The organism is Bacillus sp. 105MF (assembly GCF_000374885.1).
In the GTDB taxonomy this organism is placed as follows: Bacteria; Bacillota; Bacilli; order Bacillales; family Bacillaceae_G; genus Bacillus_A; species Bacillus_A pseudomycoides.
This window is the reverse complement of record NZ_KB895676.1, coordinates 1-1,572: the sequence shown is the minus strand read 5'-3', so window position 1 is coordinate 1,572 and position 1,572 is coordinate 1. Positions and strand designations below refer to the sequence as shown.

The window sequence follows — 1,572 nt, the reverse complement described above, 5'->3', positions numbered from 1 at the left end:
GCGATTCTTACTATGGCTATTATGTTATCTGGTATTTCTTTATCTGAGAATATAACTAGTGCAGATACTACACAAAATGTAGCTGCACAAACTAGTATCAAAGATACTCCAATTTTTTACGGTGATGTTATACCACCTCTTGATTAATTAAGCCCTCTATACTCAAGATTTCTTCAAATACATATCCCCATTAAATAATTCATAGATAAAAAACAGGCGGAAAGGAATTTCCACCTGTTTTTTTATTTGATTATATTTTCAACGATAGCAATATTTTTATTTGTACAAGGTTAAATGCTATAGAAACTTTTCTGAATCACAAAACATGTAAAATAATATAGAAAAAAATAACAGTAATTTAGAATATTTTTAACTGAATTTTACTAATTGTTATTAACAAAAATTAACACGTATATTTTAGTTACAGAAAGTTAAACAGCAAGGAGGTAGTTAATCTGATGCTAGAGACAAAAAATTCTATAGATATGATAAACAATATAAATTATCATTTGGATCTTGGTAGGCAAAACAATCATCATTTAAAAACCTTTTCAAATGAACAAGACGTATTGCCATATCATGTTTACAAACACCCATTGAATAAACAAGCATCACAAAAAGAATCGATTAGTCTAGCTCAACCATTTATTCATATTAATACCTTAGCACAAATTCTATATGAAGCATTTTACAATCAAACATTTACAGCTTTGGCACCTATTCTATTTGTTTTTCAACCGAATATTGTAACTGGTATATCTATCCCAGGTGCTTATTCAATAGATTTTTATAATGATTATTTTGTTCATTTAAAAGACATCAATATTCAAGAATTTAAAGCAGGAATAGGTGAAAAAAAAGGACCTATAGCTATTGGATATATGATAAACCAAAGCGAAAGCATTCAACATTCAAAAGAATTTATGTATCAAAAGTTACAGGACCAAACTACAGAGTGTATGTTAGCCTTACAAAAGCAATTGCACATACATGGAGAGTTAGAAGAGCAAATTCAGTTATCATTTGATTTCAAGAAAATAAGGATACCTTTAATAGTCTTACAATGGATTAAACAGACATCTGTACATTAAAGGAATAAAAAAGATTGGTGATGCTGGAGATAGAAGGCAGCATAAACTACCTTCTATAACATCTAAACCCGTCACCAATCTTTGGTAATGAAATTTGAAGTACTCCAACATTTGTTTTCTGAAGATTCGAAAAAAGGACGGTTACTATGTCAAAAAATGAAAAATTAAACAAATTACGTAATCAAGAATTTGATGCAAAAGAATTGATTGGTGTAATTAATGAAAATGAATTAAAAAAGATAGCGGGTGCGGGAGATGTGAATCCAGAAACGACACCAGCGACACCAACAATTACAGTTACTATCAAAACAACAAATCTATGCCCAACAATACCTTGTACAAGACAATACCTTGTACAATGAGATGCTTATAATGCTAATCAATAGCTAAAAAAAGAGAGGAAGTTAAATATGTCAAAAAATGAAAAATTAAATAAACTACGTGATCAAGAGTTTGATACAAAAGAATTAATTGGATCAGT

2 protein-coding genes are annotated in these 1,572 nt (G+C 29.3%); both read left to right on the top strand.

All coding sequences use genetic code 11. The annotated features are described in order from the left end of the window. Positions 1-458: 458 nt before the first annotated feature. On the top strand, positions 459-1,091 hold the full coding sequence (locus C564_RS0131435) for a hypothetical protein (protein WP_018768244.1): 633 nt from the start codon (positions 459-461) through the stop codon (positions 1,089-1,091). A 146-nt stretch (positions 1,092-1,237) separates the two neighbouring features. Further along, on the top strand, positions 1,238-1,453 hold the full coding sequence (locus C564_RS0131430) for a class II lanthipeptide, LchA2/BrtA2 family (protein ID WP_018768243.1): 216 nt from the start codon (positions 1,238-1,240) through the stop codon (positions 1,451-1,453). Positions 1,454-1,572 lie beyond the last annotated feature (119 nt).

Bases quoted from the DNA above. Each gene is read 5' to 3' on its own strand.
- C564_RS0131435 (WP_018768244.1), top strand. From the start codon at position 459: ATGCTAGAGACAAAAAATTCTATAGATATGATAAACAATATAAATTAT.
- C564_RS0131430 (WP_018768243.1), top strand. From the start codon at position 1,238: ATGTCAAAAAATGAAAAATTAAACAAATTACGTAATCAAGAATTTGAT.